General features: G+C 43.7%; 25 protein-coding genes. 21 read left to right on the forward strand and 4 right to left on the reverse strand.

What is annotated here, in order from left to right; all coding sequences use genetic code 11:
• Positions 1-133 precede the first annotated feature (133 nt).
• Positions 134-1,216, forward strand: a complete 1,083-nt coding sequence (locus MHI21_RS09175) for an ankyrin repeat domain-containing protein (RefSeq protein WP_341161834.1) — start codon at positions 134-136, stop codon at positions 1,214-1,216.
• Positions 1,217-1,305: 89 nt separating this feature from the next.
• On the opposite strand, the gene MHI21_RS09180 is transcribed toward MHI21_RS09175, so the two are convergent.
• Positions 1,306-2,193 carry a LysR family transcriptional regulator gene (locus tag MHI21_RS09180; protein ID WP_341161833.1) on the reverse strand — a complete coding sequence of 296 codons (888 nt, stop codon included), beginning with the start codon at positions 2,191-2,193 and terminating at the stop codon, positions 1,306-1,308.
• 126 nt (positions 2,194-2,319) lie between these two features.
• Between MHI21_RS09180 and MHI21_RS09185 the strand changes: the two genes are divergently transcribed.
• The 4 genes from MHI21_RS09185 to MHI21_RS09200 all read left to right on the forward strand — a co-directional run bounded on the left by MHI21_RS09185 (position 2,320) and on the right by MHI21_RS09200 (position 7,001).
• A complete protein-coding gene (locus MHI21_RS09185; protein WP_328802266.1) occupies positions 2,320-2,991 on the forward strand; it encodes an O-methyltransferase in 672 nt (223 codons plus the stop codon).
• 353 nt (positions 2,992-3,344) lie between these two features.
• Complete coding sequence (locus MHI21_RS09190) at positions 3,345-4,091, forward strand: DeoR/GlpR family DNA-binding transcription regulator (RefSeq protein WP_023987941.1); 747 nt, start codon at positions 3,345-3,347, stop codon at positions 4,089-4,091.
• 2 nt (positions 4,092-4,093) lie between these two features.
• Positions 4,094-5,005, forward strand: coding sequence for a 1-phosphofructokinase (gene pfkB, locus MHI21_RS09195; protein WP_254349388.1), 912 nt, complete (start codon positions 4,094-4,096; stop codon positions 5,003-5,005).
• Between the two features lie 67 nt (positions 5,006-5,072).
• Complete coding sequence (locus MHI21_RS09200) at positions 5,073-7,001, forward strand: fructose-specific PTS transporter subunit EIIC (protein ID WP_165175946.1); 1,929 nt, start codon at positions 5,073-5,075, stop codon at positions 6,999-7,001.
• 166 nt (positions 7,002-7,167) lie between these two features.
• On the opposite strand, the gene MHI21_RS09205 is transcribed toward MHI21_RS09200, so the two are convergent.
• Entirely contained in the window at positions 7,168-8,043 is an 876-nt protein-coding gene (locus MHI21_RS09205) for a LysR family transcriptional regulator (RefSeq protein ID WP_341161832.1), read from the reverse strand.
• 111 nt (positions 8,044-8,154) lie between these two features.
• Between MHI21_RS09205 and MHI21_RS09210 the strand changes: the two genes are divergently transcribed.
• The 7 genes from MHI21_RS09210 (at position 8,155) to MHI21_RS09240 (ending at position 15,866) form a co-directional block, all read left to right on the forward strand.
• The gene (locus MHI21_RS09210) at positions 8,155-8,541 is read left to right on the forward strand and encodes a tautomerase family protein (RefSeq protein WP_341161831.1); all 387 of its coding nucleotides are present in this window, start codon (positions 8,155-8,157) and stop codon (positions 8,539-8,541) included.
• Positions 8,538-8,873 (forward strand): carboxymuconolactone decarboxylase family protein, encoded by a 336-nt coding sequence (locus tag MHI21_RS09215; RefSeq protein ID WP_209941581.1) that lies wholly within the window; start codon positions 8,538-8,540, stop codon positions 8,871-8,873. The genes MHI21_RS09210 and MHI21_RS09215 overlap by 4 nt, the downstream gene beginning before the upstream one ends.
• Positions 8,874-9,117: 244 nt before the next feature.
• Entirely contained in the window at positions 9,118-9,975 is an 858-nt protein-coding gene (locus tag MHI21_RS09220) for a PRD domain-containing protein (RefSeq protein WP_341161830.1), read from the forward strand.
• Positions 9,976-10,158: 183 nt separating this feature from the next.
• The gene (locus tag MHI21_RS09225) at positions 10,159-12,036 is read left to right on the forward strand and encodes a beta-glucoside-specific PTS transporter subunit IIABC (protein WP_342419884.1); all 1,878 of its coding nucleotides are present in this window, start codon (positions 10,159-10,161) and stop codon (positions 12,034-12,036) included.
• A gap of 75 nt (positions 12,037-12,111) precedes the next feature.
• Complete coding sequence (locus MHI21_RS09230) at positions 12,112-13,521, forward strand: glycoside hydrolase family 1 protein (RefSeq protein WP_165175934.1); 1,410 nt, start codon at positions 12,112-12,114, stop codon at positions 13,519-13,521.
• A 179-nt stretch (positions 13,522-13,700) separates the two neighbouring features.
• A complete protein-coding gene (locus tag MHI21_RS09235) occupies positions 13,701-14,603 on the forward strand; it encodes a LysR family transcriptional regulator (protein WP_023987954.1) in 903 nt (300 codons plus the stop codon).
• Positions 14,604-14,726: 123 nt separating this feature from the next.
• Entirely contained in the window at positions 14,727-15,866 is a 1,140-nt protein-coding gene (locus MHI21_RS09240; RefSeq protein WP_341161828.1) for a 5-methyltetrahydropteroyltriglutamate--homocysteine S-methyltransferase, read from the forward strand.
• A 992-nt stretch (positions 15,867-16,858) separates the two neighbouring features.
• Here the strand turns inward: MHI21_RS09240 and MHI21_RS09245 are convergent.
• Positions 16,859-17,197 carry a helix-turn-helix transcriptional regulator gene (locus MHI21_RS09245; protein ID WP_029516656.1) on the reverse strand — a complete coding sequence of 113 codons (339 nt, stop codon included), beginning with the start codon at positions 17,195-17,197 and terminating at the stop codon, positions 16,859-16,861.
• 391 nt (positions 17,198-17,588) lie between these two features.
• Here MHI21_RS09245 and MHI21_RS09250 point away from each other — a divergent pair, with 391 nt between their 5' ends.
• From MHI21_RS09250 to MHI21_RS09260, 3 genes are all read left to right on the forward strand, one after another.
• Positions 17,589-17,816: a hypothetical protein gene (locus tag MHI21_RS09250; protein WP_238807658.1), complete on the forward strand. Its 228-nt coding sequence runs from the start codon at positions 17,589-17,591 to the stop codon at positions 17,814-17,816.
• A gap of 100 nt (positions 17,817-17,916) precedes the next feature.
• A complete protein-coding gene (locus MHI21_RS09255; RefSeq protein WP_014599622.1) occupies positions 17,917-18,015 on the forward strand; it encodes a hypothetical protein in 99 nt (32 codons plus the stop codon).
• Between the two features lie 220 nt (positions 18,016-18,235).
• Positions 18,236-18,685, forward strand: a complete 450-nt coding sequence (locus MHI21_RS09260) for a DUF6386 family protein (RefSeq protein WP_322172086.1) — start codon at positions 18,236-18,238, stop codon at positions 18,683-18,685.
• Positions 18,686-18,815: 130 nt separating this feature from the next.
• Here MHI21_RS09260 and MHI21_RS09265 read toward each other — a convergent pair whose 3' ends face one another.
• Positions 18,816-19,949, reverse strand: a complete 1,134-nt coding sequence (locus MHI21_RS09265; RefSeq protein ID WP_342419885.1) for a phosphodiester glycosidase family protein — start codon at positions 19,947-19,949, stop codon at positions 18,816-18,818.
• A 132-nt stretch (positions 19,950-20,081) separates the two neighbouring features.
• Here MHI21_RS09265 and MHI21_RS09270 point away from each other — a divergent pair, with 132 nt between their 5' ends.
• The 6 genes from MHI21_RS09270 (at position 20,082) to MHI21_RS09295 (ending at position 26,692) form a co-directional block, all read left to right on the forward strand.
• Complete coding sequence (locus tag MHI21_RS09270) at positions 20,082-20,555, forward strand: hypothetical protein (protein WP_165175922.1); 474 nt, start codon at positions 20,082-20,084, stop codon at positions 20,553-20,555.
• Between the two features lie 51 nt (positions 20,556-20,606).
• The gene (locus tag MHI21_RS09275; RefSeq protein WP_341161824.1) at positions 20,607-21,920 is read left to right on the forward strand and encodes a hypothetical protein; all 1,314 of its coding nucleotides are present in this window, start codon (positions 20,607-20,609) and stop codon (positions 21,918-21,920) included.
• Between the two features lie 155 nt (positions 21,921-22,075).
• Positions 22,076-22,699 carry an SMI1/KNR4 family protein gene (locus tag MHI21_RS09280; protein ID WP_341161823.1) on the forward strand — a complete coding sequence of 208 codons (624 nt, stop codon included), beginning with the start codon at positions 22,076-22,078 and terminating at the stop codon, positions 22,697-22,699.
• A gap of 180 nt (positions 22,700-22,879) precedes the next feature.
• The gene (htpG, locus tag MHI21_RS09285; protein ID WP_328802282.1) at positions 22,880-24,760 is read left to right on the forward strand and encodes a molecular chaperone HtpG; all 1,881 of its coding nucleotides are present in this window, start codon (positions 22,880-22,882) and stop codon (positions 24,758-24,760) included.
• 156 nt (positions 24,761-24,916) lie between these two features.
• The gene (locus MHI21_RS09290) at positions 24,917-25,177 is read left to right on the forward strand and encodes a bacteriocin immunity protein (protein ID WP_342419886.1); all 261 of its coding nucleotides are present in this window, start codon (positions 24,917-24,919) and stop codon (positions 25,175-25,177) included.
• 315 nt (positions 25,178-25,492) lie between these two features.
• The gene (locus MHI21_RS09295; RefSeq protein ID WP_013309649.1) at positions 25,493-26,692 is read left to right on the forward strand and encodes a saccharopine dehydrogenase family protein; all 1,200 of its coding nucleotides are present in this window, start codon (positions 25,493-25,495) and stop codon (positions 26,690-26,692) included.
• Positions 26,693-26,700: the final 8 nt, after the last annotated feature.

The raw sequence follows: 26,700 nt of genomic DNA on the forward strand, positions 1-26,700 counted from the left end.
TCTATTACTCACTTGTTTGCGCTAGAGTGAATAATGAATTTTGGGGAATCTGTTGGATTTATGTAAAGGAGAGGTTGGTATAAAATAGATATACATAATTAATAGTAGATACATAAAGAGTGAGGGAATAACGATGATTAAATTAAAAGATGTAGGCAATTTCGAGGTTCTTCCTGAGATAGCGATGCATATCGTTCAAGGCAATATATCCGCTTTACGCCAAGCGCTGACCGAAGGCTGGGATATAGAACAAGGAATCGTACTCAGCAAATATACGACATTAAGTCCATTAGATATTACACTCATCACTGAGCAAATGGAAGTCTTGAAGCTACTGGTCGATGAGGGGGTCCAACTTAATGTGAAGGATAATCCCGCATTCCTGAAGGCTGTTCGCTATGGTACCGAAGAGATTGTCCGTTATGTGGTCGCCCATGGCGCCAAGCTGGACGGTAAAAATCATGTCAAATCCGGTGCTTATGAGCAAGCCTACTACGGTAACAAAAGTAATATGCTGCTTATCCATGAGCTGGGCCTCGATATGAAGCAGCATGCTGGAGCAACACTCCGCAGCGCAGTTAGTAAGCATGACCTAAAAACAGTAGCATTACTATTGGAACATGGCGTAGATATTAATTTCAATGCCCCTAATATGGTATATCCTTATAAAGCCACGTCTTTGACAGTGGCGGCACGCAACAACGATTTTGCGATGGTGAAATATTTGGTTCAGCAAGGCGCTGATGTGACGCTGGCAGAAAAAGATGGAGAACGGGCATATACAATTGCACTAAGTAATAAAAACGTAGAAATGGCTGAGTATTTAAAGTCTGTAGAGCCTCCGGCATTTCATAATCTGGAAAATAAACGACATGCTTTGAAAAGCTACAAGCTTCCGAAGGATTTAATAGCCTTTCTGACGGGGGATCAGCTCCGTGTGAACCTGCCAGAAAATGATCTTGATATTCAATTTGTTGAGTTCTTCTCATTCATAGATACGGTTGAGATGAAGGTAGGTCGGCAAAAGCTGTTGCGTCTGTCTCTAAACGTAGACAATTACTCGGATATCATATTGGTGTGGAATCCGAAGCAAAAGTGTCTGGGTTATTATGACGAGGAGCATCAGGAATATGCGGATATGTGCAGCTTTGCCGAGTTTCTTGCACAGCCGGAAGATTATCTGGAGAAGATTATTGAGGGTGAATATTTATCATAACAAGGTGAGCCATGAATGCGGTACGCACGCAGTCATGGCTCTTGTTATTTTAAAATACAGCGCTAGTGTACACAGGTGCCTAATGCTCATCAGGAATGGTTACGCATGAGCTGAATGAGATTTAGAGTAGCGGTAGATAGGGGTTCGTTCTTACGGGTACAGATGGCGATTGAATTGAGAAGCTGGATGTCTTCTACATATACCCGGCACAGTTCGCCACGTTCTACATATTCACGCACGACCAGTGAGGACACAAAGTTGGCACCATATCCGGCAATAACTGCGGTAATCGCCTCATGCAGCCCTGTGAAGTTTAGGGTGACCTGGGGGGTGGGGGCATTATAGGTTCGACATAAGGAAAATAATCTCTCCCGTGTCGAGCTCCCCTTTTCACGCATAACAAAGGGTTCATGCATCATTTCCAATAAAGAAACCTGCTGATTTGCATACCGATGATCTGGAGCTACCACGAACCACAATTCATCACGAAATAATTCTTCAGTCTGAATCGTATCGGGATACTGCTCAGGCAGTCCTCCGTAGATAGCCAAATCCACTTCTATATTTAATAGCTGCTGCAAAGCATCGTTGGAATTTGTAGTGTTAATCGTCATTTCAACATGTTCATATTGTTGTTTGAATTTTGCAATCCAGGCCGGAATGAGAAAATGAGCCGGTAAATAAGTAGCCGCTAGCCGGATATGACCATGGGCTCCATCACGATAATCTTGTGAAAATTGTTCGATTTGCTGTTCGACAGCAAAGAGCCGTCTGGCGAGTACAGCAAGTTTTTCACCAGCATCCGTTAAGGCAATCCCTCTTCCTAGCGGCATGAGCAGTGTGAGAGATATTTCTTTTTCAAATTTTTTAATCTGGGCGGTAATCGCAGGTTGGCTAATATTTAAAAGTTCAGAGGCACGTGTCACACTCCCTGTAGAGGCGACCACGTGAAATAAGCGTAATGCATGCAGGTTCAAGACCATTCTCCCTTTCCGACAGATTCATATATGTAGATTATGAATAGAGCAAAAACATATATTATTTTTATAATAATAATTCATTTACAATCAAATTGTAAGTTAATCCAAAGGAGAGTGGAGCGAATGAATCAAACGAACACGTGGGATCAAGTAGACCAGTATATCTCGGAGTGTCTCATTCCGCATGATGCTGTCTTGGAACAAGTATTGGCCGCTAATCAAAAGGCGGGACTACCTCCGCATGATGTATCCCCTAATCAGGGAAAGCTATTAAATATCCTTGCTCAAATGCAGGGAGCGCGACGTGTGCTGGAGATCGGTACTTTGGGAGGCTACAGTACAATCTGGTTGGGAAGGGCGTTGCCGGAGGATGGAGAAATAGTTACGCTGGAAGCCAATCCGATCCATGCTAAAATTGCCCGGTCGAATATATCGTTGGCTCAGTTGGATGGAATAGTGGAACTTCGGGAGGGAGACGCTTTAGAGCAGTTAGCACAGATGAAAGAGGAGAGAGTTGACCCCTTTGATCTTATTTTTATCGATGCGGATAAACCCAATAATCCATTTTATCTGGATTGGGCACTTCGCTTCTCACATCCTGGCACCGTTATTATCGGTGATAATGTTATCCGTGAAGGAGAAGTGGTTCAAGCTTATAGCACAGACCCTCGTGTGCAGGGAGTAAGAAAGTTTTATGAGATGCTAGCTGAGGAATCAAGAATTACAGCTACAGCTGTCCAAACCGTGGGGAGCAAGGGGTATGACGGTTTCGTCATTGGAATCGTTAAGGGCTGAACGCTGAGCATCTCGATTGGCTAAACACAAAGGGGAGCAATCTTCGTGTTTAGCCTTTTTCTGAGTAGTAGAGAAGGTGGGGACGAATTGTGCGCATAATGGTAAAATAGTACTGATGGAAGCTTTAGAACGTTTTTGAACGTTTACTGCTGAATTCCTATGTAAGAAGAATGAATTTACATAAAAGTAGATGTATTTTCTTTAAAATGTAAACGCAATCATGATGATTGGAGCAGGAATTCACCATTTTGTAAAAAAATGAATTAGAAATGAATTTTTTTGAATCTTTTTGGAGAAAAGTGATTGTTTTTTGTCAAGTTTGTGGTACGATATGAACAGTTGGGGGAATGATGATGCTGACGGAAGAAAGATACAAGTTAATAATACAGCGCTTACAAGAATGTGGTGTTGTAAAGTTGCAAGAATTGGCTGATCTGTTGGGAGCTTCTGAGTCAACGATTCGGCGTGATTTGATAGATCTTGAGGGCCGTCAGTTGCTCAAGCGGATTCATGGCGGGGCAACCTTGCTGAATCAGAAAAGTCAGGAACCTGGCATGGAAGAAAAAACATTCAAAAACGTTCAAGAAAAAAATGCGGTGGCCCGTATAGCAGCCAAAGAAATTTTGGATGGCGAATGTATTTATCTGGATGCGGGAACAACAACGATGGCGATGATTCCTTACATTGAAGCTAAAGACGTGACGGTCGTGACGAATGGACTATCCCACGTAGAAGCACTGGTAAGCAAAAGAATCAGAAGCTATCTACTGGGAGGGATGATGAAAATTCATACCAAAGCCGTAATCGGGAGTATTGCCCTACAAAATTTGGACAATTTTCGATTCGACAAGTGCTTTCTAGGAACGAACGGGGTGGATATGGAAATGGGGTATACAACTCCTGATCCCGAAGAGGCGCTGATCAAGCGACGTGCTCACCAGCTGTCTGGCAAAACGTATGTGTTAGCCGATTCCAGCAAAATTGGAGAAGTAACCTTCGCCAAACTGTTCGAGCTCAAGGAAGCTATACTTATTACTGAATCGATGCCAGAACGGTCACGCCGATCCATCGCTCAGAAAACTAAGATAATCGAGGGATAACAATGATATATACAGTAACGCTGAACCCTTCCATTGATTATATCGTGGAAGTTGATGATTTGAAGCTTGGTGATTTGAACCGGATGAAACGTGATTTAAAACTGCCAGGTGGTAAGGGGATTAATGTATCACGTGTACTGAACCAGTTGGGAGCAGATAGCACGGCGATTGGTTTTCTCGGAGGATTCACAGGCAGGTTTATCGACGATACATTGCGGGAAGAATCCATTAAAACTGATTTTGTAATGATCGAAGATGACACACGGATTAACATTAAGCTCAAGCATGGCGATGAAACGGAAATTAATGGTTTGGGACCTGCGATTCGTGAGCAAGAGGCCGATGCGTTGGTGCAAAAGCTGGCGGGACTCCAGAAAAATGACATTGTCGTCTTGTCGGGAAGTATTCCACCGTCACTTGGAGGAGACTTCTATGATCGGCTGATTAGCGTATGCCAGCAAACTGGAGCTGAATTCGTCATCGACACCACAGGTGAGGCGCTGATGAAGGCACTGGTTCATAAACCGCTGCTCATCAAGCCGAATCACCACGAGCTGGCTGAGTTGTTTGGCGTAACGATTCATTCAAAGGAGGAGATCGTCACTTACGGTCGTAAGCTGCTGGAAGCAGGCGCAAAAAATGTACTGATTTCCATGGCAGGAGAAGGGGCTTTGTTCATTACGGCAGATGAAGTGTATCACGCAAATGTACCAGCAGGTACGGTGAAAAATTCTGTAGGCGCAGGTGATTCAATGATTGCTGGATTCGTGGGTACGCTGGCTCTTCATGGCGATCCGATCGAAGCATTCCGTGCAGGAGTGGCATCCGGAAGCGCAACTGCGTTTTCCGATGATCTGGCTACTAAAGAGAAGATTGAACAATTACGGCCGCAAGTCACGATTTCAAAACGGTAATCCATCTGCATCATGAGCTTATTATGCGTGTGTCAACACGCTGATCGAACTTAGGAGAGTGTGAAAAATGAGAATAACAGACCTGATGATTAAAGAAACGATGATCATGGACCTGCAGGCGACGACAAAAGACGAGGCGATTGAGGAGCTTATCGCTAGTCTCGAAGCAAGTGGACGTATTAATGACCGTGCCTTGTTTAAAGAAATGATTTACAAACGTGAAGCAGAGTCTAGCACTGGAATCGGCGGCGGCATTGCGATGCCGCATGCCAAGACCAAAGCCGTAAATGAAGCGACTGTCGTTTTCGCCAAAAGCAGTAAAGGCGTAGAATTCGAATCGTTGGACGGTGAGCCGGCAAAAGTGTTCTTTATGATTGCCGCTCCAGAGGGAGCAGCAAATACGCATCTTCGCACACTAGCAGCGCTTTCCCGGCTTTTAATTGATACCGATTTCATCGACAAACTGATGAATACGCAAACACCGGATGAAGTATCCGAGCTGTTTGATACCAAGCAGGCGGAAGAAGAAGCAGCCAAGAAAGCAAAAGAAGCAAAGAAAGAGGCTGCCAAAGCACAGAAAACGCCGGATGTTATCGTTGGTAACCCGAATTCAGACGAGTTTGTGGTTGCGGTGACTGCCTGCCCTACAGGCATTGCGCATACGTTTATGGCTGAAGACGCTCTCATTAAGAAAGCGACAGAAATGGGTGTTAACATCCGGGTAGAAACGAATGGCTCGGAAGGTGCGCAAAACGTACTGACAGCGGATGAAATTCGCCGTGCCAAAGGTGTAATCGTTGCTGCTGACAAAAAGGTTGAAATGGCCAGATTTGACGGTAAACCTGTATTGCAAAGACCGGTAAGCGACGGTATCCGTAAATCTGAGGAACTGATCCGCAAAGCGCTGAACGGCGATGCCCCAATTTATCGTAGTGAAGGTAAAAGCAGCGCTGAAGAGTCGAAAGCGGAGAAGAGCAGCGTGGGCAGTAAAATCTATAAGGATTTAATGAACGGTATTTCTCATATGCTGCCATTCGTTGTAGGCGGGGGGATTTTGTTAGCAATTTCCTTCTTGATTGAGCAAGTGGCAGGAGAAGACAATGCATTGTTCCAACTGTTGCAGACAATTGGCGGTGGAACAGGTGCGTTCCACTTCCTGATTCCGATACTGGCCGGATTTATCGCGATGAGCATTGGAGACCGCCCGGCATTGATGCCAGGTATGGTTGGGGGTCTGATGGCTGTAAACTCTAATGCAGGCTTCCTTGGCGGTCTGGCAGCTGGTTTCATGGCTGGTTATGTGGTGATCTTCCTGCGTAAAGCTTTTGCAGGTCTGCCAAAAGCACTGGATGGTTTAAAACCAATCTTGTTATACCCTGTATTTGGACTTCTAATTTCAGGCGCGATTATGTTCTACCTGTTCGATCCAATTTTCGGTGGTATTAATACGTGGCTTGTTAATGTTCTGAACAATTTGGGAACAGGTAATGCAGTTATTTTGGGTCTGATCCTGGGCGGAATGATGTCGATCGACATGGGTGGACCTTTTAACAAAGCAGCTTACGCATTTTCGATCGGTGTCTTTACTTCCAGCGGTAACACGAACGGTGCTATGATGGCGGCTGTTATGGCGGGTGGTATGGTACCTCCGCTGGCGATCGCATTAGCTTCGACGTTCTTCAAAAATAAGTTTACTGAGCAAGAGCGCAAGTCTGGCTTGACGAACTATGTACTTGGATTGTCTTTCATTACGGAAGGAGCCATTCCATTCGCAGCTGCCGATCCTCTGCGTGTCCTGACCTCTTGTATTGTAGGTTCAGCGATTGCTGGTGGTCTGACGCAGTTCTGGCAAATCAATCTTCCAGCTCCACATGGCGGGATTTTTGTAGCAGCTCTTGCCAATCATGCTTTGCTGTTCTTGCTTGCAGTCGTGATTGGCTCCGTGATTTCCGCGCTCATTCTGGGACTGTGGAAAAAACCGCTCGAAGCGAAATAACGGGTATGTCAAGAGTATAAAAATTAAAAGAGGGCCATATTTCCTTAGGCCATCAAAATATAGTAAAGCCGCTAAACATCAGGTTTCTGAGTGTTTGGCGGCTTTTTCTTTATGCAAAGGTGTCGGCTTTGCCTATATAGCTTAATTAGTAGTTATTGCATTGGAGCTATAACCTAAAAAGCTCCTTAACCAGCTGTATAAATAGCTTTCGGGCCGAAGACATATACTGCTGGTGATGGTTGTTTTGTAGCAGTCCAATAGGAATATTCGGGTCTGTTAACTGGAGGGGGACGGTGACCAGTTCCTCCGGCAAAGGCATTGACGATACAACCACTCCAACTGATGGAATCGTTTTTACAAATGTGGCGATCGACGAGATTTGACTGACAGTATAAAAAAACGGCATCGACGGAAAGCGTGAAAGCTCTTTCTCCAGTCGTATATGGTACAAGCAGTTCTTACCTCCGACGATAAGCGGGTACTCGTACAGATCTTCGAGATAAAGCTCAGTTTTTACCGCAAAAGGGTGATTACGGGACACAATAAAGGCAATGTGTTCGTGATATATGGGTTCAAAGTGTAAGGAAGGAATCGAGTGAGGTTCCCCGGAGATTGCAAAATCCAGCTTACCGTCCACCAAAGCATTTGCGAGTGCATCCGTGTTTCCAACTGTAAAATGGCACGTAATATTCGGTTTATGCTCTCGAAACTGCTGCAGAACCAAGGGCAGTACGGTAGCCGCCACCGTTTCAATCACACCGATATGGAGCGTGCCAATCTCCTCCTTTTTTAGAGACTTCGCCTGGTCCATTACAAAATTCCAATGCTGAATAAGCCCGTTTATCTCCTCGGCATATAGTTTGCCTGGGGACGTTAACTCTGCATCCCAACCCCTTTTAAAAAGCTGAAATCCCAGCTCTTTCTCTAGCCTCTGGATTTGGTTCGTGACTGTAGACTGAGCGTAGTTTAATTTGGCAGCAGCTTTTGAAAACGTTCCTTCTTCGATTATGGTACGAAATGTAGTTAATTCTTTCAGATCCACGCATGTTCATCTCCATCGGTAAAATTGAATATATTTATGATTATTTTCAATTATACAGATGAAAATAAGAGGAGTACAATCATCTTATCCCAGCGAATAGGAGAGATGAACATGCCATTTGTACGAATTGGCTACATGGAGCAGCAATACACAGAGCAAGAGTTGCCTTGGATTAGTCGCTGTATCATGAATGCTTTGATCGAACATTTTCAGGTTCCGGAAAAAGATTACTTTCAGGTTTTTCATGCTCATAAGCTAAGCGAGTTTTATTATAGTCCCGATTATTTGAATGTATCCAGAACAGACAAGCTGCTGTACATCCAAATTACAATGGGATCGGGTAGAACTACGGAACAAAAAAAGAGTTTCTACCAAAAGTTAGCGGAACTCTTATCTATTGAATGTAAGGTTAGACCGGAGGATGTATTTGTGACACTGGTAGAGACTGAATTAGAGGATTGGTCCTTTGGCAACGGACTTGCCCAGATGATTGTATGAAGCATAAATTGATCAGATCGAGTGTTCGGGAAACCATCGGTGATTTTGCTCCCGCTTTTGTAGGTTATACGGAGGATGTTCTTTTTGGAGATGTATGGAGAAGAAGTGAGCTATCTCTCAGAGAACGGAGTCTCATTACAGTTGCCGCTCTGGTAGCGTGTGAGCATGTAAATCAACTTCCTTATCATCTGAAACTGGCCAAGGAGAACGGAATTTCGGAGGAAGAACTGGTTGAGGTCATTACACAGCTTGCCTTTTATGTAGGATGGCCCCGGGCAGCCTCAGCTATTCAGGTTGCCAAAGAGGTGTTTTGCAAAGGGAAAGAGAGTTAAGCGTGAACCTAAAAACTGCTAAGCGCAAGGAATTCCGAGTGTTTAGCGGTTTTTTGGCATGATTGTGTTGTTATTCTGCCTTGAAAGCGGTATAGTAAGAGTAATTGAATGAGGGGTGAAGTGCCCTTCGGGATTGTTACTGGTAAGCAGGCGATACCCAAATAATGACTAATTGATTTAGTCGTTATTTGGTTTTTTTTGTTATTACAAACTTTGTCATTACATCAATGAGGTGAGCAGATAAATGATCATCCGGCAAATTTTTAACAACAATGTCATCCGAGCCGAAAATCAGGTGGGTCATGAATTTGTTGTCATCGGGAATGGTCTGGGCTTTAAAAAGAAAAATGGCCAGAGGGTCGATGAGGAAAAAATAGAAAAAACCTTTGTATTAAAGTCCGATAAAATTCCACAAAAATTAATAGATCTTATTGGGGAAACATCCGTAGAGTATTTAAAGGTGGCGGATGAAATTGTAGGCAGCGCAAAAAAGGAAATGGGAGATATTTTTAGTGACAATATCTATATTTCTCTGATTGACCATATTCAATTTGCCATCTCTCGATACAGAAAATCCGTGGGACTTAAAAATTCACTGTTATGGCAAATTAAAAAATTTTACAAAAAAGAATTTATGATCGGAATGAATGCATTGGACATCATCCATGCTCAATTTGGCATCCAAATGGATGAGCATGAGGCCAGCTTTATTGCTATGCATTTTGTAAATGCAAGACAAGACGGCCAGGGTATGAAACAAACGGTTGAGATTACCGAGGTGATTGATGACATTTTCAACATTGTAACCGATTACTATCAGATTACACTGGATGAAACTTCGTTCAATTATTCCCGGTTTATTACTCATTTGCAGTACTTTGCCCAAAGATTGCTGAGCAATGAACAAGAACAACTAGCTTCAGGGGATAATTTCTTGTATGACCAAGTCAAAGATAAATACGAGAGGGCTTTTCAATGCACCCAATTGATCAATCAATATTTGGAATTAAAGCATGAAAGTGCTATGTCGATTGACGAAAAAGTGTATTTGACGATTCATATACAGCGTGTAACCTCCAGAAACGATATGGCTACTTCTTAGAAAAAAAGCTTGCAAACGATTTCTAAGTGATTTATAGTAGGCTCACAACTTAAATATAAGGATTGTTACTGGTTAAGCAGGCGATACCTAAATGAATGGCAGTGATCATTTTCTTTGATCATATAGGCCTTTCGTTTAGGTATTTTTTTGTTTTCAGGCAATCTGCCCAAGAGGAGAATGAACATGGACCATAAGAAAATGGGCGAGGACATCGTACGTCTCGTTGGAGGAGAAGAAAATATCAATGGGCTTGTCCACTGTGCTACACGACTCCGATTTGACCTGAAGGATTCACGAAAAGCCGAAAGAGAAGCGCTTGAGAAGCACGAGGGGATCATTACAGTTGTTGAAAGCGGCGGACAATTTCAAGTTGTTATTGGCAGCCATGTTGCCTATGTATATGCGGAGATTATGAAAAACAGGGATTTTGGATCGAATTCCCCTGCCAGTGAATCCAGTGGTAAAAAAACATCGGTCATATCCACAATCTTTGAAGTCATTTCGGGCAGTTTCTCCCCGTTGATTCCGGCGATGGCGGGCTCGGGAATGATAAAAGCACTCCTAACGGTTTTGACCTTGCTGGGATGGATGTCTGCAACAAGTGATACCTATCTGATTCTGTCTGCTGCAGGGAATGCTGTGTTTTACTTCTTGCCTATTTTGCTGGGGATTACGCTTGGTATAAAGCTGAAGGCGAATCCTTATGTAGCTGGTGTGATCGGTGCGGCTCTCATGGAACCCAACTTTACGGGGCTGATGGACAAAGGCGCTGATGTATCGTTTTTAGGAATACCGGTGGTCATGATGAACTACTCCGCCAGTGTTTTCCCGATTTTCATATCCATTAGCATCTATGCGTTGGTGGACAAGTTTTTGAAGAAGATCATTCTTAAGGATTTACAATTGTTTTTAGTTCCGATGCTGGCTTTAATGATTATGGTTCCGCTATCTGCGATGGCTTTTGGACCTTTCGGTACAGGGGTAGGAGATTGGATTTCTTCAGGTGTGACATGGTTAATCGGTGTAAGTGGCATTTTGTCAGGGATTGTTCTTGGCGGTTTTATGACCTTTATGGTCGTCTTCGGACTTCACTGGGGTTTTACACCTATTACGATTCAAAATATCGGTGTTGGTGGTGATCCGATTGAGGCGATGGCTGCAGCAGCTGTATTTGCTCAAATTGGTGTCGCATTTGGTATCTTCCTGAAGGCGAGAAAAGATAAAACACTTAGAACTCTTGCCGGTTCCACGAGTATTACAGGATTGCTGGCTGGTGTGACAGAGCCGATTGTGTATGGTCTGGTGCTTCGTTATAAACGTGTCATTCCGATTGTCATTATCGCAGGCGCTCTTGGCGGAGCTATCAATGGACATTTTGGGGTGAAAATGACGGCTTATGTGTTTCACAACATTTTTGCGATTCCAGTATATACGCCAACCTTGGTTTACGTGATTGCCATTGCCTGCTCATTCGCGGCAGCAACCGTACTAACCCTTATTTTTGGGTATGAAAGCAAGGTGAAGGGGGAGGCCCCAGAAACAGTTGAATCCGTGAAAACAGCAGAACCAGAGCCTGTTGTTACAGCAACCAAGGTCGTTGATATCAAGAAAGAAACGATATACAGCCCGATCACAGGCAGGATCACACCATTGAGTCAAGTGAATGATTCTGCATTTTCTACAGGGGCTATGGGAAAAGGGTTAGCTATTGAACCGTCTGTGGGTGAGGTTGTAGCGCCAATAGATGGAGTCGTAACCTCGCTGTTCCCCACAGGACATGCCATAGGATTGACTTCCAATGCGGGTACAGAGATATTAATTCATATCGGAATTAACACCGTTGCGCTGAAAGGGAAGCATTTTAATCCAGTGGTTAAAGAAGGCGACAGCGTGAAACAGGGCGATTTGCTAATCCAGTTTGACAGGGAACAGATCATAGAAGCAGGATACGAAATCGTAACGCCTGTCATCGTCACACTCACGAAACATAAAGTGGATGTATTTGAGACAAATCAGGAGCAGATTCAAAAAAATGAAGTATTGTTAACCTTGGTTGTGTGATACTGGCAAGCATCATCATTACACACATAAATTGCGAACATCAGAAGGATATAACTATACTGGAGGGACTAGATCATGAAACATAATCAATTGAAGGCATTTCCTGAAAATTTTTTCTGGGGAGGTTCCACTTCTGCTTATCAAGTAGAGGGTGCATGGGACGAAGATGGAAAAGGACCCTCTGTCATTGACATGGCTAATCACGTCGAAGGGGTCACTGATTTTAAGGTAACCAGTGATCATTACCATATGTTCAAAGAAGACGTAGCTCTGATGGCTGAAATGGGCTTTAAAGCATATCGTTTCTCTATTGCTTGGACACGTATTTATCCCCAGGGCGCAGGTGAAGTTAATCAGAAGGGAATCGCGTTTTACAGCTCATTAATTGACGAACTAATCAAATACGGGATTGAACCGATTGTTACTATGTATCATTTTGATCTGCCTTATGCTCTTGAACAACAAGGCGGTTGGTCGAAGAGGGAGACGATTGATGCCTTCGAACAGTATGCCAAAACATTGTTTGAGAACTTTGGAGACAGGGTGAAATATTGGTTAACCATTAATGAGCAGAACATGCTGATTCTCCATCCCGGTTCTATTGGCACATTAGATACAAGTCTGGAAAATCCGCAAAAGGTACTGTACCAACAAAATCATCATATGTTAGTCGCGCAGGCGAAAGCGATGGTATTGTGCCATGAAATGCTACCTGACGCGAAAATTGGACCAGCGCCGAATATCGGGGTTATCTATCCAGCCAGTTCCAAGCCGGAAGATACACTGGCGGCTGATAACTATGCAGCGATTCGTAACTGGCTCTATCTGGATATGGCTGTATTTGGCCGTTACAATCACATTGCGTGGAGCTATTTGGTCGAGAAAGGCTATGAGCCTGTCATTGAAGAAGGGGATATGGACATTTTAGCGAAGGGAAACCCGGACTTTATCGCATTTAATTATTATACCTCTCAAACCGTAGGAGAAAGTTTAGATGACGGAAATGATTTTTCACATACAGGTGATCAGCATGAAATTGTGGGTGAACCTGGAGCATATCGAGGTTCCGTCAACCCCAACCTGCAAACGACGGAGTTTGGTTGGGAGATTGATCCGGTCGGTTTTAGAACCACATTACGACAAATTTATTCTCGCTACCACTTGCCTTTAATCGTAACAGAGAACGGCCTGGGCGCTTTTGACAAGCTTGAAGAAGGGGATGTAGTGAATGATCCTTATCGTATTGACTTTTTCAAGAAACATATCGAGCAGATTCAACTGGCTATTACAGACGGTGTAGAAGTATTCGGCTTCTGTCCGTGGTCTGCGATTGACCTTGTTAGTACCCATCAGGGCTCCAGCAAACGTTACGGGTTTATCTATGTGGATCGTGAGGAGTTTGATCTCAAGGATCTGCGTCGTATTCGTAAACAAAGCTTCTATTGGTATCAAAAGCTGATCTCCACAAACGGTGAAATTCGTTAATTAAAGTATCATAACTAGAGCACCTCCCTGAATGGAAGATTTTCATTTAGGGAGGTGTTTATATTTTTTAAACCTTAGGGGGAGAGGTTGATTTCATTTAAGCAACAACTATCCCTTTTCCAGAAGTGTGATTATGTATTATATAATAGAAGAAACACAAACGGAAAGGACATCATGCATTGACCTTACAACAATTAAAATATGTCATTGAGGTTGCCAATCGTGGCTCCATGAATGAGGCTGCGAAGCGGTTGTTCATTTCCCAGCCCAGTCTGTCGAACGCGATTCGCGATTTGGAGGAAGAAATTCATATCACCATTTTTGAGCGTACCAATAAGGGAATTTCTTTGTCCAAGGAAGGCGTGGAATTCCTCGGTTATGCACGTCAGGTCGTTGAGCAGGCGGAGCTGCTGGAAAGTCGCTATCTGGATGCCAAGCCTTCACCACAGCATTTTGCTGTGTCCACGCAGCATTACGCTTTTGCTGTAAATGCATTTGTGAATCTGGTGAATCAATATGGTCAAGAAGAGTATGAACTGGCTTTACGAGAGACCAAAACCCATGAAATCATACAGGATGTCAAAAGCCTGCGCAGTGAGATTGGAATCCTGTATCTGAACGAATTTAACGCCAAGGTCATTAACAAGCTGCTAAAAGATGCGAATCTGCAATTCAATAGCCTGTTTACGGCCAAGCCACACATTTTTATCAGTGCCAATAATCCGCTATCCCGACAGTCCATCGTGACCATTGATCAGCTTCATCCCTATCCGTATCTGTCCTTTGAGCAAGGGGAGTACAATTCCTTTCACTTTTCCGAGGAGATTCTCAGTACGTTGTCACATCCCAAAAGCATTCGTGTCCATGACCGGGCGACCCTTTTTAATTTGCTCATTGGCTTGAACGGCTATACGATTTCTACCGGGGTGATCAGTGCGGATCTGAACGGTAACGACATTATTTCCGTCCCTCTGGAATGTGATGAGTCTATTAATGTGGGATGGATTTGCCATAAAAACGCTGCGCTCTCCAAGCTGGCTACCGTCTATGTAGAAGCGTTGCATGAGGCGATAGGGGAATAAAAGGTTGGGTATAGCCTTAGGCTATAACTAGCTATAGTTTATTGGAGTTACCTTATAACTGAAAATGTATGTTATCTTTCTTACAAGAACTTCACTATAGAAGCGAAAAAGGAGATAACCCTAATGAGCAGCATCCTTGACAATGCATCCCAACGTAAAGTCACCCCTTTTAGACATGATATGGTCGGCAGCTTTTTGCGCCCGCAAGCGATTAAAGACGCCAGAATTCAATTTCAAAATAATGAAATCTCTGCGGACGAGCTGAGAAAGATTGAAGATAACGAAATTATCAAGCTAGTGGAAAAGCAAAAATCCGTAGGACTTCAAGCCGTGACAGACGGTGAATTCAGACGCTCCTGGTGGCATCTTGATTTTATGTGGGGTCTGGACGGTGTGGAAAAGGTACAGCTTTCGAACGGCTACCAATTCCAAGGTGTGGAAACAAGAGCGGAAACCGCACGCTTGTCCGGTAAAATCGGACATTCCCGTCATCCTTTCATTGAAGATTTCAAATTCCTGAAGCAAGTAGCAGGTGAGGATGCCATCGCGCGCCAAACGATCCCGGCACCTGCACAGTTCCTAGCCGAGCTGTTGCGCGGAGAGAATAAAGAAACAACCGATACGTATTACAGCAATCTGGATGAACTGGTGACGGATATCGCCAAAGCCTACAAATCCGTGATTCAAGCGTTGTACAATGAGGGCTGCCGCAGCTTGCAACTGGATGATTGCACATGGGGGATGCTCTGTGATAAAAACTATTGGGAAGCTAGACAGCATGCAGGTGAAGATGTGGAAGATACCAAAAAGCTGTTTGCCCGTGTGAATCAGGAAACGGTGAAGGATCTCCCAGCCGATTTGGTCGTAACGACCCACGTATGCCGTGGTAACTACCATTCCACCTGGGCATCTTCTGGCGGCTATGAGCCTGTAGCCGAAACCCTGTTCGGCATCGACAACATCGACGGCTACTATCTCGAATTCGACACCGACCGTGCAGGTGATTTCACACCGCTTAAGCATCTGAAAGATCAAAAGCAGGTCGTACTGGGCCTCGTTTCCTCCAAAACGGGTGAACTGGAAGACAAGCAGACGGTCATTAACCGCATTAAGGAAGCGACTCAATTCGTCGACATCAACCACATCTGCCTCAGCCCACAGTGCGGCTTCGCTTCAACAGAAGAAGGCAATATTCTGACAGAAGAGCAGCAGTGGAAAAAGCTTGCCTTCATTAAAGAGATTGCGGACGAGATTTGGAAGTAAGGTTTGGTTTAGGATATTTAAAAGGTTCTATTAGTTAAGGATATTTTATTGAAAAACACGTCATATATGGACGTGTTTTTTGATCTTTACAAGATTAGGTGGGGGTTTTCTTTTGATTGAATTCTATAACATAAACAACATGGTCATATGGTTTCGCTAAACTGATGGCGGGAAACTCTAAAAAAGCATAACCTCTGAGTATCCTAAAAAAGGCTAAGACTCTTTTATGTTTGTCCACTTCCTATTTACAACTCTTGCATACAATGGATTGTAGAATGGTATTAAGAGGGAGTGACAAAAAAATGAGTCTTTATTTTCGAAACAGCACCAATTCTACCGTACAGGTAGCCATTTTCTATCACGCGAGTAGGTGTGGGTTTGTCTTTGTGGGACAAACGGGTATATTGTCTACCTGGTACCGTCTGGCGCCTGGTCAAACGAGGGAAGTTGTTACTGGCAATGTAGGGGATAGAACAATATATTATTACGCTGAGAGCGTATCAAGAAATCTTGTGTGGTCAGGTAGTTTTCCCATACATGTTCCTAATTATAACTTCAGTGGATGTTGGATCTGGAATATTAATGGTAATCTATGCAATAATTGCAGAAGAGTTGGTTTTAAAACACTTAACATCCAACGCGGTTTCGTGAACTTTACAGTTAACCTTATTACAAATAGTGCTCAAAGAAAAACGAAGCTAAAAAATGTTCGTATGGTATTGCCCACAAAAAGGGTAAAAAGAAAATCTAAATTGAATGACCGCAAGAAACTACCTAGAAGCCAATAATTTCATAATGGCGGGAAATCCTTTGCAATTTCGTATTCGATTCGGTTCGCGCTTTTATATAAGAAACTTGAAATTAAGTTAATACTGGATATATATATGTTATTTTAATGTTCGATAGGGTATTGAACTTACGTAAAACAATAGTGCAATAGGAACTGCCTTGTTAACTAAAGGTGGCTCCTTTATTTTTGCTAAAAAATCCTTTTATTTTGTAATCTCCCGTATCACATTCCTCGCCAAGCGTACTTTCTCTGGACTCGATTTTTGGAGTATTTTTACGATTTCTTGTATATCAGTTTCATGTTTTGTAACCTTAATATCCTCATTTACATAAGCAAAAAGCTGAATCAAATTAACATCCAGTGCATTAGCAATTTTAGCTATATTTATTAAAGATACGTTTTTTTCTCCACGCTCAATCTGCCCTATGTATGAAAAATGGAATCCACCTTTTTCCCCAAGCGACTCCTGAGACAATCCTTTTTCTTTTCGCAAAGCACGTATTCTGGCACCCACTAATTTAAGAACTTCTTTATCTTCCATCGTCTACACCTCACTATTCTAAAAGTGTAGACAAGATATCCAAATGAAAACATTGAATAATGAATATAATAAATAATAATAATATCTATAAGTATTATTTTAGAGTATAATAAGACTATTCTTTAAATTCTCTGGAGGAATAGATATGAAAGAAGCTCCTTCTACCTTTATTCCAAGTCCCACTCAACCGTCCAGACCCTCACAACACCTACATCATTCAATAACGGATTTTCACACTCTATCCCAATACCACATGAAACTAGCCCAAATCCTGTACAAGCACAATCAAGTCCAATGCTGCATTATCCTATGTGACTGGGCTTTGACCTCCATGTTAAAAGCACTATATATGAAAGAAAACAACAGCCGTTTCCCTCCCGGATTCCTCTCTATGACTGATCTGCTGCACTTATTACATACCGAAACCAACCCGGGATTGGATGTTGTCGTATTTATAGGCACCACTCAATTTCTTTCATCTCAGCTAGAAAGCTCTCTCCTTCAAAAGATGAAGCACAAGGATGTGAGCAGGCTGCTGCGAAGAACGGACGACATTCTCTGCCAGTTGTCATCCAGAGTCATTAGCGATCTATCTCAAACGTATCAGTCCATTTTCTGAGTAGTCCTTTCATGGCAAATAAACTTGCCGATTCGCCCTGTCGTTATCCGCTTTTCTTCATACGATAAGAGTAAGCTTTAACGCAAGGAGGGATTCAGACATGGGTGAAGTAGGTTACGGTGGAGCATGGACATCCACAGGAGCGATTTTGGTATTGTTCATTTTGTTGGTAATTATCACTAAGTCTTTTCTGATCTAACAGCAGGTTAGCATCGCTTAAATCCACAAATCGGCCTTCTTTCACGACATCGTGAGGGAGGGCTTTTTATGCAGAATAGGTGTTAGCCCAACATGTTGTCTGGCCCTGCAAGCATTGTTATACTTTACATACAGGGAGATTTTCCCTCAAATATATGGCAATACGGATAGCGTAAGACGTGGAAAAACAGAAATTCGCTGACCAAAATCAGGAGGATCGGATGATGAATATGGCAAGCAGTCCATTTCAATTTACGACAGACACGGCGACTCTTTGCTTATTTGATACGCAAGCTCTTAAGCATCGTTTGGACGATGATCCGGATTGGTGGTCCATCGAAGAGGACGAGCTGGGCGAGTTGAACAAAGGAAATGTAGCTTTTTTGAATCTGGGAGCCGACGGGACCTATGAGGTTGTGATGACAGATCATATTGACAAGCCTACTGTGCGGCTGTTTTTGAAGGTTCCCTCAGGCAACCTATTTATTGGAGCAGGGGAGGAAGCCACAAGTGGTGGACTGGAGCCTGAATGCGTATGGGGAGGGACGTTCCTTTCTGTGCAACCGGGATTTTATGAATGCTTGGCGAGCAGAGAAGACAATCGTATTTATCTTTCTTTAAAAAAAGGAAGCGAAGGCAGCAATAGCTTTACAGGTCTGATTCGATTGTAGGTTGTAGGCAACCCGTAACGGCCCATACAAGCCGCCTGAACAGGTGGAAGCAGGAACAACCGAAACCAGGAAAATGGATAAAAGGCTATCCCCACGGCTTACACATCCGTGAAGACAGCCCTTTATCAGTCTATTGATACTTTACAATAATGGCATTGCTGATTTGGCGGCCGGGTGTGGTGAGGTAGGAGCCGTTGTAATACAGCCCGCTGGAAGCACCGCCGTCCAGATTCATGGCCTGATAAGCGCCAGCCTGCTTCATCATTTGGGCGAGCTGCGGTATAGTCGCTCCACTTGTGGTCAGGAGGATCAGCTTATGATCCCGACTTATCCCGAGTGCGCTGCGGGCGCCGCCGCCTGTTAATATTTTAGGGTCCTTGAAGCCTTCGGCTTTGACATTTAGGGAAACCTGACCGTTCGTGACCAGACGAGGCCCGGCTTGAAGGGCACCTTCGACACTGCCTTGGCTTAAGCGTTGTTCAAAGGCAGAACCCGACATTAGCTCGGATAAATGGTTGGCATCGTAGGTGAAGACCGTCCGTTGGTCGCCGGAGCTTTTTTTCAACATCTTTCCATGGCTGACCAGATAGCCGTAAGGCGTTTTGTAGGAACTTTTGGTATAGGCGTCAAAGAATGTACCATTGATGGCTACAACCGCTTGGTTACGTTTGGCGAGACTACTTAAGTCTTCCACTTTACCAATGGAATCGCCTGCCAGTGCCACGTCCAGGCTTACCTTGGGATGGAGCATAGAGATGGTGACCACCTTAGCGGAAAATGTACGAGACCCGACCTTGAAGCTTTTATGAGCCGTCGTAATGGGTGTAGTATTTCCGGGTAGTAGCTTGCCAGTAAGTACCGGAAGCGTGACGGACGTTGTACCCTGCTTAATGCGTACAGCTGAGGTTTCCTTTTGCCATGAGACTTGCAGGTTTAGATATTGGCTGATGAACTGCAAGGGTACATAGGTCGAACCATTATCGGTAAAAGGAGCATTTTGCAAACGGACCGTTTGATCGTTCACTTTGGCAGTAGATTTCCCGGCAAATAGGGTGATCCGAGTATTGCCTTGCGCAATTTCTATTTTTTTGTCCGCTGCCGTCATGTTGAGTGTGATCCCTTCATAGCTGTTCAGAAGACGAAGCGGGATGAAGGAGTGGTTACTCTGGTCCACATAGACCAGCATAGGTGCTGGGGCAGCAGCGTAGATCGGGGATACCAGTAATAGCAAAGACAGGATAACAAGTGCGGTGATTCTTTTCATGAATAGATCAATCTCCTTATGTAGTCTTGACACTTTACGAGGTGCTTGTAATTATATCGGGTTTTATAAGTTGTAAATGTATGTTATGCGAATTTTGAGTGTTTAGCTGGTATAGGAAGCGGGAGGTTGAAGATGAGCAGGTATGAGACAAGACTTGAGGATTACCGTCGCAGAGAGCGCCCGTCTTATCGTGTATTTGAAGGATTGCAGGAATTGGTGCGTAGCGTGGGGCAACTGCATAATAACTGGTTATATGTGAATGTGGATCAATGGGATCAAGACCCTGTTCACACACCAATTTATTATTGGGATGAGCATTGGCTAGAGGAATGTGCAGAGGAGGGTACAGTCGTAACCAACGAACAGGACGAGTATATTCCCAAGTGGGTGCCGGATCGTCAGGTTCAAACCTGGTTTGAGTTGGCGACCTTCGAAAGTATTGTGGAAGTCCTTAAGGCTGCTGGACAGCCAGTGACGCTTCAGATGGTGATTATAGCGGTAAAATACTATGACAAACGAGATGCCTTTCTGGACTATGAAGAGGTGAAGGCAGTGACAGACCTGTGGTCTGTGCTGACAAAGGTGAGAAACCACCTAACAGAATGAACAAAGCCTGTAGAACAAACAGGGCATACATACACTGGATGGGGGAAGCAAATGAGTTGGTTGAATCATGAAATGGCAGCAAAGTGGCGACAGGAAGGAAAAAGGTATGCCGCAGATGTGAATGAATTTGTCAGAGTCGGCATGGAAAGTGAATGGCAGCAGGAGCAATCAGAGCCAAACCAGGACGAACGCCCCAAGATGGCCAAAGATATTTTTCGTATGATTCAGGAGGCGAATCAGGCTGGTGAAATGGAGCAGTTACGTCGAGAGATTCCAGCCGCGTCTTGGCCGCTTACACCAGCGTTCGAGGAGGCTTTGCAAGCCGTTAGGCCGATAGCTTTTGTGAATGGAGGCAATGAAGTCATTCTACATGCGGGCAATCCTCGGGAACGTGGGACGATCTATGTGACGGGAAAAGATAGAATCTTGCAAATCCCCGGACTGCATCGAGTAGGCTGTTCGCCGGACAGGACTTATTTTGCGTTGGTGGATGGACAGGGGATTCGGATTGTTCGTCAACCGGACTTAAATCTGCAAGGAGAAGAGACAGCACATTTTCAGTGGGAGGATATACAAGGCCGCTTAAAAGCATCCATTCCTGATCTGGAGTGCTTGGGAGATGAGGAGCATCCTGAAGATATATTAGATGAAGTGATTCCGTTTGGCGATGGACAGCGACTTCTGCTGCTTTGCGGTTACGGCGTTTATTTGCTGGCTGGTGATCAGGTGGATTTGATCCATCCCGAGGCGTCTGAACGAAGAAAACTAGAGTTGGAAGACACGATTGTGGATATGGCCCATGGAGCTGTGTCGAGGGATGGACGTTGGATTGCTTACGGTAGCCAGATGAGTGAGCATATGCTTATGGATCTGTCTGATAAGACGGTGCATACATTGGAGCCAAGTTCTAGTTATCCGCATTATGCTCTATTTTCCAATGATGATCTGGACGTCTGGTACAATGCCTGTCATTTCTACAACGGTGCCACCATTCAAGTGTCGATTGCTGAGGTGGAGCAGGGTCTTGCTCAGAATAAGGAAGAATGGCCGATGATGAATGAAGAAATGCGAGTATACGCTGCAACAGCGCTGACACAAGGATCTATTTTGGGTGATGCCTACGGTTATCTCCGTCTGATTGACAGGGAGGGCCGTGAACTTTGGCGCTATTTTGTCGGCAGTACGATATCCGGGCTGGCAGTTACACCTGATGAAAGTATGTTGGCGGTTGGAACGTATGGCGGTATGCTTCATTTGATTGATTTGCAGAGCGGCACGAAGGACGAATATAGCATTGGCACCGCGCCAATTCACGAGACAGCGCGTTGGGTGATCTGGCGGAACTATGAGCCCTTGCGCTGGTAATACTAATATTCCGCAAATGGTGATAAAAGCAAGTTCTGATAAGCTGAACTTAAAAAGTGTAGCAGCACATGATTACAATGCTATTTTCAGATAGAGGGCATTTGGCATTAACCCATGATGCAAAATGTGAATAGAGAGGAAAGAGGTGTGAAGACATGGACAAGAAAGCGGATATTCGTACATCCATGAAGGAACTATTTGCTCAGATGGATGAAGCCTTTTTTATGGATGTGGAAGAAAATGTACCGATGGAAATGCGTGATGGGAATGTTGACGAGGAGGGATGGATCAAGTGGAAGCCTCTCCTTTCACAGATTACTGAACAGGAAGTTCGGGAGATGGAGGAAAAATACCATTTTGAGCTGCCGCCCCTGCTGAGGAGTTTTATCACGTCCTACCATTATGTATCTTTACAATTCGATAATGAGTCCATCCCGGGAGTATACTGGAGCGATTGTACGTTTGTTGAGTTCCCACGTCTGCCTGTAGGTCAAGGCTTAAAGGCATTTTATGATTTGCTTGATCAATGGTCACCTCTTCTGTCAGCAGGCTACATTCCTTTTGCAATAGCAGAGGACGACCAGGGTCCCGTTTGTTTAAATGCAGGCAGCAGACATAAGGACGGCGATTATCCTATTGTTTGGTTCTTTCATGAGGACCTACAGCATTTGAATGAGGATGAGCTTCGGATCAGGAGTAATCTGCTTCCCCATGTACAGGGACTGTTTCCATCTTCTGTCGAAATGTTTAACGTGATGTTTAAGCACATTAGACACTAGCGATTTCCTAAAATGTAATTTTAATGTTCAGTCGACCGAGATATTGACATAAAAAATGAGGAATGATATAAAAAAGGTAGGCTAGCACTCGAATGATGGGAGTGCTAACAAAGTTGAAACGTTTGCATAGCTCATATCCGCTGGCCTTACATAGGTTCATATTTGAAAGGAGATATCCGAATGGAGAAAAAACAGTTTCAGGCTGAGTCCAAGCGTCTGCTCGAAATGATGATTAACTCGATTTACACGCAAAAGGAAATTTTCCTAAGAGAGCTGATCTCCAATGCAAGTGATGCGATTGACAAAATTTATTACAAAGCATTGACGGATGATCAACTGGTCTTTGACAAAGAAAATTATTATATCAAAGTAACTGCCGATAAGGATAACAGAACGCTAACCCTGCGTGATACCGGGATTGGTATGACCAAGGAAGAACTAGAAAATAACCTGGGTGTTATTGCTAAAAGTGGTTCACTGGCATTCAAAAATGAAAATGAATCCAAGGATGGTCATGACATCATCGGTCAATTCGGCGTCGGCTTCTATTCAGCTTTCATGGTAGCCGATGTGGTTACAGTGACTACCAAGGCTTTGGGAAGCGATACTGCATATAAATGGGAATCCACAGGTGCAGACGGGTATACCATTGAGGCAGCTGAGAAGGACGAGGTCGGAACCGAGATTGTTCTAAAAATCAAAGCAAACACCGAAGATGAGTCCTACGACGAATATTTGGACGAGTATCGTTTAAAAGCACTGATTAAAAAATACTCCGACTTTATTCGCTATCCGATTAAAATGGATATTACAGGCAAGCGTCTGAAAGAGGGAAGCGACAACGAGTTCGAGGATTATGAAGAAGAACAGCGCATCAACAGCATGGTTCCGATCTGGAGAAAAAACAAAAGCGAGCTGACCGACGAGGATTATCAAAATTTCTATGCGGAAAAACGCTATGGCTACGACAAGCCGCTCCAGCATATCCACGTCAGCGCGGACGGCGCGGTAGTGTACCAAGCTATTCTCTTTATTCCTGAAAATATTCCGTTTGATTTCTACTCCAAGGAATATGAAAAAGGGCTGGAGTTGTATGCTAACGGTGTGCTAATTATGGAAAAATCTCCTGACCTGCTGCCGGATTATTTTAGCTTTGTCAAAGGTATGGTTGACTCCGAAAGCCTGTCGCTCAACATTTCCAGAGAAATGCTGCAGCATGACCGTCAGCTGAAACTGATTGCCAAAAATATCGAAAGCAAAATCAAAGGCCAATTGCTAACCTTGCTCAAAAATGACCGGGAGAAATATGATCAGTTCTACAAATCATTTGGCAGACAATTGAAATTTGGTGTCTACAACGATTACGGCAGACATAAAGAAACTCTCCAGGATCTGCTCATGTTCTACTCTTCTACAGAGAAAAAGCAAGTTACTTTGGACGAATACGTATCGCGTATGCCAGAGGATCAGAAGTATATTTATTATGCTTCCGGGGAGTCCAATGAGCGTATTGAAAAACTGCCGCAAACCGAAATGGTGGCTGACAAAGGCTACGAAATTCTGTACTTCACCGATGATATTGATGAGTTCGCTATTAAAATGCTCTTAAGCTACAAAGAGAAAGAATTCAAATCTGTTTCGAGCGGCGATCTGGGCATTGAGCCTGACGAGAATGAGAAGGAAACAGAAGCAGAACAAAACGACAACAAAGAGCTGTTCGAGTACATGAAGGGCTTGCTGGAAGGCAAGGTATCCAGTGTTAAAGCCTCCAAGCGCTTGAAGACACATCCGGTATGTCTGTCCGCAGACGGCGAAGTGACGATTGAGATGGAGAAAATCTTAAACGCTATGCCTAATAACGCCGATGTCAAAGCGAATAAAGTGCTGGAAATCAACGTAAACCATGCGGTGTTCAACTCTTTGAAAGAAGCTTTTGCCGAGGATAAGGAGAAAGTAAACCTCTATACGGCATTACTGTATAATCAGGCTTTGCTGATCGAAGGCTTGCCACTGCAAGATCCGGTTGAATTCACGAACGATATTTGCAAAATCATGGTTTAACAAGCTTTATTATTGTATAGAGCCGTTCCCATACTGGGGGCGGCTTTATTTATCATAAACACTTCTTAAATCTCCATAATAGGTCATATATCGCTTACAAAAGAAGGGATGGGCCCACACAATGCCGATCATACTCAATTAAAGGAGGGCAATTATATGAGTCTGGATCAAGCCAACCAGGAACTCCAAAATTTAGACCGAAATGAGCTTATAGAGTTAGTGGAAAAAATCATCAGAGGTGAGGGAACAGAAGAGGAAATCGACAGTATGCTGACCATAGTGATGCAAAATACGCTCCATCCGGGGATCAGTAATTTGATCTACTGGGATGACCGTGACTTGAGTGCAGCTGAGATCGTAGATGAGGCATTACGCTATCAGCCCATTATTTTACCACCCCATGAATCTTCTTCATAGGATGCGGAGGGGTGGTCTTTTGTTTAGAAATAAGATAGTATTAACTCTTTAGGACTATGAGCATTAGATTCAAAAAAACTTCCGTTAAATACGTGCTGACTTCCCTGGAGTGTATGAGGTAATGTTTGTTTTCTGCACACTTTACGGAGTTTTTATGCCTAATTTTGAGATTTGTAAAGTTTTTGTGACATGTTCCTGTGAATTTTGATACAGCAAATTGTCGTTTTTCTTGATTATTTGGTGGGATGTCTTTATAATCATTTTGTTTGCAAGAATGATTAGCGATTAGCGTATGGAATAAGGAGGTTATTTATTTTGGGAAAAGCATTGATTATTGGCGCCGGTGGCGTGGCCAGCGTTGTGGTGCATAAATGTTGCCAAAACCCAGATGTATTTGAAGAAATTTGTATCGCAAGCAGAACTGTTGAGAAATGCGATGCGCTTAAAGAGAAGCTGGGTGGAGGTCGTACGAAGATCCAAACGGCTCAGCTTGATGCTGACAACACCGACATGGTCATTGACTTGATTCGAAGCTTTCAACCGGATGTAGTTATCAATGTGGCTCTCCCTTATCAGGATTTGACGATAATGGATGCTTGCCTTGAGACAGGTGTTCATTACGTTGATACGGCGAACTATGAACCGCCGGATACGCCGAAGTTTGAATACAGCTGGCAATGGGCCTACAAAGAAAGATTCGAAAAAGCAGGAATTACAGCTCTGCTGGGCAGCGGTTTTGATCCAGGCGTAACTGGAGTATTTACGGCTTATGCTCAAAAGCACTACTTTGATGAAATTCATACGATTGATATTGTGGATGCGAATGCAGGGGACCACGGATATCCTTTTGCAACTAATTTTAATCCGGAAATCAATATTCGTGAAATTACGGCGAAGGGCCGTTACTTTGAAAACGGAGAATGGATTGAAACTGAGCCACTTTCTGAGAAAAAGGTATACGACCTTCCTGAAATTGGACCGAAAAATATATATCTTTTGTACCATGAAGAACTGGAATCTCTTGCAGTGAATATTAAAGGCGTGAAAAAAATCCGCTTCTGGATGACGTTCTCGGACAATTATCTGAATCATTTGAATGTACTTCAAAACGTAGGCATGACTTCGATCGAGCCTATTGATTACGAAGGACAACAAATCATTCCACTGCAATTCCTGAAAGCTATTTTGCCAGACCCGGCTTCTCTGGGACCAAGAACAAAAGGCAAAACGAACATTGGTTGCATCATCCAAGGTGTGAAAGATGGAAAACCAAAAACGTATTATGTTTACAATGTTTGTGATCATGAGGAATGTTATGCTGAAGTTGGCTCCCAAGCCATTTCTTACACAACTGGTGTTCCTGCTATGATCGGCGCAATGCTTATTATCAAAGGTATCTGGAAAAAACCAGGCGTTTACAACGTTGAGGAATTTGATCCAGATCCATTCATGGAAGCACTAAATAAACACGGATTGCCATGGCAAGAGAACTTTACGCCAACGTTGCTTGATTGAGGCCTGCG

Origin of the sequence: Paenibacillus sp. FSL H8-0168, from assembly GCF_038592955.1 — a bacterium.
Classification (GTDB): Bacteria; Bacillota; Bacilli; order Paenibacillales; family Paenibacillaceae; genus Paenibacillus; species Paenibacillus polymyxa_B.

Bases quoted from the DNA above. Each gene is read 5' to 3' on its own strand.
- MHI21_RS09175 (WP_341161834.1), top strand. From the start codon at position 134: ATGATTAAATTAAAAGATGTAGGCAATTTCGAGGTTCTTCCTGAGATA.
- MHI21_RS09185 (WP_328802266.1), top strand. From the start codon at position 2,320: ATGAATCAAACGAACACGTGGGATCAAGTAGACCAGTATATCTCGGAG.
- MHI21_RS09190 (WP_023987941.1), top strand. From the start codon at position 3,345: ATGCTGACGGAAGAAAGATACAAGTTAATAATACAGCGCTTACAAGAA.
- pfkB (WP_254349388.1), top strand. From the start codon at position 4,094: ATGATATATACAGTAACGCTGAACCCTTCCATTGATTATATCGTGGAA.
- MHI21_RS09200 (WP_165175946.1), top strand. From the start codon at position 5,073: ATGAGAATAACAGACCTGATGATTAAAGAAACGATGATCATGGACCTG.
- MHI21_RS09210 (WP_341161831.1), top strand. From the start codon at position 8,155: ATGCCATTTGTACGAATTGGCTACATGGAGCAGCAATACACAGAGCAA.
- MHI21_RS09215 (WP_209941581.1), top strand. From the start codon at position 8,538: ATGAAGCATAAATTGATCAGATCGAGTGTTCGGGAAACCATCGGTGAT.
- MHI21_RS09220 (WP_341161830.1), top strand. From the start codon at position 9,118: ATGATCATCCGGCAAATTTTTAACAACAATGTCATCCGAGCCGAAAAT.
- MHI21_RS09225 (WP_342419884.1), top strand. From the start codon at position 10,159: ATGGACCATAAGAAAATGGGCGAGGACATCGTACGTCTCGTTGGAGGA.
- MHI21_RS09230 (WP_165175934.1), top strand. From the start codon at position 12,112: ATGAAACATAATCAATTGAAGGCATTTCCTGAAAATTTTTTCTGGGGA.
- MHI21_RS09240 (WP_341161828.1), top strand. From the start codon at position 14,727: ATGAGCAGCATCCTTGACAATGCATCCCAACGTAAAGTCACCCCTTTT.
- MHI21_RS09245 (WP_029516656.1), bottom strand. From the start codon at position 17,197: ATGGAAGATAAAGAAGTTCTTAAATTAGTGGGTGCCAGAATACGTGCT.
- MHI21_RS09250 (WP_238807658.1), top strand. From the start codon at position 17,589: ATGACTGATCTGCTGCACTTATTACATACCGAAACCAACCCGGGATTG.
- MHI21_RS09255 (WP_014599622.1), top strand. From the start codon at position 17,917: ATGGGTGAAGTAGGTTACGGTGGAGCATGGACATCCACAGGAGCGATT.
- MHI21_RS09260 (WP_322172086.1), top strand. From the start codon at position 18,236: ATGATGAATATGGCAAGCAGTCCATTTCAATTTACGACAGACACGGCG.
- MHI21_RS09265 (WP_342419885.1), bottom strand. From the start codon at position 19,949: ATGAAAAGAATCACCGCACTTGTTATCCTGTCTTTGCTATTACTGGTA.
- MHI21_RS09270 (WP_165175922.1), top strand. From the start codon at position 20,082: ATGAGCAGGTATGAGACAAGACTTGAGGATTACCGTCGCAGAGAGCGC.
- MHI21_RS09275 (WP_341161824.1), top strand. From the start codon at position 20,607: ATGAGTTGGTTGAATCATGAAATGGCAGCAAAGTGGCGACAGGAAGGA.
- MHI21_RS09280 (WP_341161823.1), top strand. From the start codon at position 22,076: ATGGACAAGAAAGCGGATATTCGTACATCCATGAAGGAACTATTTGCT.
- htpG (WP_328802282.1), top strand. From the start codon at position 22,880: ATGGAGAAAAAACAGTTTCAGGCTGAGTCCAAGCGTCTGCTCGAAATG.
- MHI21_RS09290 (WP_342419886.1), top strand. From the start codon at position 24,917: ATGAGTCTGGATCAAGCCAACCAGGAACTCCAAAATTTAGACCGAAAT.